4 protein-coding genes are annotated in these 3,232 nt (G+C 70.9%); 2 read left to right on the top strand and 2 right to left on the bottom strand.

Annotated elements, in window-relative coordinates:
- Window positions 1–22 precede the first annotated feature (22 nt).
- Window positions 23–415 carry a nuclear transport factor 2 family protein gene (locus ACFU99_RS38535; protein WP_384401837.1) on the bottom strand — a complete coding sequence of 131 codons (393 nt, stop codon included), beginning with the start codon at window positions 413–415 and terminating at the stop codon, window positions 23–25.
- Window positions 416–547: 132 nt separating this feature from the next.
- On the bottom strand, window positions 548–1,696 hold the full coding sequence (locus ACFU99_RS38530) for a serine hydrolase domain-containing protein (RefSeq protein ID WP_384401834.1): 1,149 nt from the start codon (window positions 1,694–1,696) through the stop codon (window positions 548–550).
- A gap of 240 nt (window positions 1,697–1,936) precedes the next feature.
- Between ACFU99_RS38530 and ACFU99_RS38525 the strand changes: the two genes are divergently transcribed.
- Window positions 1,937–2,848, top strand: coding sequence for an SDR family NAD(P)-dependent oxidoreductase (locus ACFU99_RS38525; RefSeq protein WP_384401831.1), 912 nt, complete (start codon window positions 1,937–1,939; stop codon window positions 2,846–2,848).
- A gap of 171 nt (window positions 2,849–3,019) precedes the next feature.
- Window positions 3,020–3,232: TetR/AcrR family transcriptional regulator (locus tag ACFU99_RS38520; protein ID WP_384401828.1), on the top strand; the 213-nt coding region annotated here is incomplete at its 3' end.

The following is a 3,232-nucleotide window of genomic DNA, read 5'->3' as shown; positions in this document are numbered from 1 at the left end:
GGTTTCCTGCCGTCCCCTCCGTTCAGCGGGCGCTGCCCAGATTCCGGTCGGCTTCGGCGCCTTCGATCATGAGTGTTACCTCCTCGATGCGACGAAAGCGGCCGTCGGGTGCGAACTCGCCGAACAGGTAGACCTCGGTGCGCACGGTGGAACCGTCCGTCTTGGTGATGTGGACCGTGTGCCGGTCGGCGTAGCGGACGCCGTCGTACAGCTCGTCATGGACTTCGACGGAGCCTTCGGCCACGATGCCGCGCAGATGGGCGATGTGATCGAGGAAGGCGTCGCGGTCGTCCCAGCGCCCGTCGGTGCGCTGACGGTAGTCGGGGGCGAAATGCCGGTCGGCGGCCTCATGGAGATCGAGTCCCGGATTGAAGATCAGATCGGTGAGTGCGGCGGTGATCTCGGTGCGGTGCATAACGGATTTCCTCTCGTGTCCCACCCCCCCCAGGTGCGTGCGATGTGCACGCATGTTGGATACCGTAACACACATATGCGTGCGGCATGCACGCTATTCTGAGTGGGTGGAGGCCGAGGCGGGCCGGGAAACCTAGGCCACGCAGTCTCGTACCGCCTTTGCCAGGCGGCCGGCTTCCGGGGTGTCGCCTCCCAGGGCGGCGCAGCGCCGGCGGCTGTAGCCGAAGGACAGGGCGGCTCGGGGGTCGGCGAAGGCCACTGAGCCCGCCGCGCCCGCGTGGCCGAAGGACCCGGCGCCCAGGAAGGGGTAGATGTCGGCCTCCGCCTGGAAGCCCAGGCCGAAGGACTCGTGCTGGCGGGCCACCAGGTCGTAGCCGACGGAGTGGAGCTGCGCGAACTCCGCCGCCGTGTCGGGCTTGAGGAGCGGGGGCTTGCCGTCGAATTCGCCGATGGCGGCCGCGTACATCTCCGCCAGGCCCCGCGCGGAGGCCATGCCGCCGACGGAAGCGGGGCCTCCGGCACGGACGGCGCGGAAGTTGGGCAGTGTGTCGAGGGGGACGGCGTCCGCGGCGTGTTCATTGAAGGCTATGCCGGTCAGGCTCTCCGGGCCGGTCGCCGCCGCGTCCAGTTCGCGCTGCTGCTCGGGCGTCGGGTCCGCCGGCAGGGTCGTCAGCACCCGGTGCTCCTGCGACTCGGGCAGGCCCATGTAGAAGTCGAGACCGTACGGGGCGCGGATGCGGGCCTCGTAGAACTCCTGCATCGTCAGGCCCGTGACGCGCCGCACGACCTCGCCGGTGAGTGCGCCGATGACCAGGGCGTGGTAGCCGAAGGCCGTGCCGGGCCGCCAGTACGGGCGCTGCACGGCCAGCCGCGCGGCGATGCGGCGGTCGTCGGCGAGCTCCTCCAGGGAGAAGCCGTCGTCGGCCCCGATCACCCCGGAGCGGTGGGCGAGGAGGTCGCGCAAGGTGATGCCGGCCTTGCCCTCGGCGGCGAACTCGGGCCAGTAGTGGCTGACCTTCTCGTCGAGATCGAGCGTGCCGTCCTGGACGAGCAGGGCGACGGTGAGGTGCGCGGCGCCCTTGGTGGAGGAGAAGACTCCGACGAGGGAGTCGGCGGTGATCTCCGGGCCGCCCCACAGGTCCACGACCCTGCGGCCGTCGACGTAGGCGGCCAACTGCGCGGCGTGGCCCTCGCGTTCCTCGGCCAAGGTGGCCGCGAACACCTCGCGGACCGGTTCGAAGCCCTCGGCCACGGTTCCCTGCGGTACGGATTCGATCGACATGAGGCGCCCCTCGCTTGATCGGCTGTTCGGTCGTCAGCGGACGCAAACCGCAGGCGACACGCGGATATTCCGCCGCCATACCCCGGCGAGTTCCGGCGTGGTCTGGCCGGTCGGCCGGCCGACCGGCCGTGGCGAGGGTGGCGAGGGTGGAGCCGAGACCCGCAACCGGATAGGTCATCCGGTTGTGTTACCGTCCCGCTTAAACGGATGACCTATCCGATTATTGGGGTGGAGGAGCTCATGACGAAGACAGCCGTGGTCACGGCCGGCACGGGCGGCATCGGCCTGGAGACGGCACTGGGGCTGGCCGATGCGGGATTCGCCGTCACCGTGATCGGCCGCGACGCCGACCGTGGTGCCAGGGCAGTCGAGCGGATCAACGCGGAGCGACCCGCCCACCCCGGCCGGTTCCTCTCCGCCGACCTGGCTTCGCTCGACCAGGTCCGCACGCTGGCCGACACGCTCGCCGCCGAGCACGCGGCGTCGGGGGAACCGTTGACGGTACTGGTCAACAACGTGGGGGCGATGTTCACCCGGCGGCAGCACATCGACGGCGTCGAAGCGTCGTTCGTGGTCAATCACCTGTCGCCGTACCTGCTGACCGAGCTGCTGCTGCCCACGCTCACGGCAGGGGCGCCCAGCCGGGTCGTGAACGTGACCTCGGCCGCGGTCGCCGCCGCCCGGCGGGTGTTCGACGGCATCGAGCCGCCGGGCGGCTACTACGCCTTCCACTGGTACGGGCGCGCCAAGCTGGCCAACCTCGCCTACACGCTCGACCTGGCGAAGCGGCTACAGGGAACGGGCGTCTCGGTCTTCGCCGCCGATCCCGGTGGCGCCGCGACCGACATGACCAACGGCACCATGTCCGACCCGAAGATCGTCTCTCCGCCGCTGCGGCTGTTGTGGCCGCTGGTGCGCCGGCTGTTCGAACGCTCCACCTCCGGCTCCGCATCCGCGGCCGCCCGGCCCTCGATCACCGCCGCCACCGACCCCGCGCTGACCGGCCGGACCGGGCTCGTCATCGGCTCCTCGGCCGATCCCGTCGCCCCGTTCCGCGCCGCGACCAACGCCCGCGTCACCGATGCCGTACGCAGGCTCAGCCAGGCCCACGCACCTGTGGCCGCCCCGGCGAACACCGAGCACCTCGGATGAGCCAGGGCCTGGCGCGGGCACCACCCCCACCCCTGCTGCGCCCCCGGAGCTCGACGACCTGGCAGACCAGGCAGCCTGACCCCCGCCCGAAGCCCCCCGCCCGCCCGGAGACGTCCGCATATGATCACCTGACCGGCCCGCGAACCAAGACGAGCAACCTGGACACTTCCCATGACGACCGCACCGCTGCGCAAGGACGCCGCCCGCAACTGGGAACGGATCGTCACGACCGCCCGTGCCCTCGTCGACCAGGGCACGCCCTTGCAGCTCAACGATGTCGCACACCGGGCCGGCCTCGGGGTCGCCACCGTCTACCGGCACTTCCCCACCCCCGAGGCGCTACTGGAGACCGTCGCCGCCCCCTGCCTCGAAGACCTCGTCGGC

The organism is Streptomyces sp. NPDC057654 (assembly GCF_042800135.1).
Lineage (GTDB): Bacteria > Actinomycetota > Actinomycetes > Streptomycetales > Streptomycetaceae > Streptomyces.
The sequence above is the reverse complement of the archived record's forward strand: the minus strand, read 5'-3'. Positions and strand labels throughout refer to the sequence as shown.

Excerpts from the sequence above, each read along its gene's own strand:
- ACFU99_RS38535 (WP_384401837.1), bottom strand. The coding sequence starts at position 415 with ATGCACCGCACCGAGATCACCGCCGCACTCACCGATCTGATCTTCAAT.
- ACFU99_RS38530 (WP_384401834.1), bottom strand. The coding sequence starts at position 1,696 with ATGTCGATCGAATCCGTACCGCAGGGAACCGTGGCCGAGGGCTTCGAA.
- ACFU99_RS38525 (WP_384401831.1), top strand. The coding sequence starts at position 1,937 with ATGACGAAGACAGCCGTGGTCACGGCCGGCACGGGCGGCATCGGCCTG.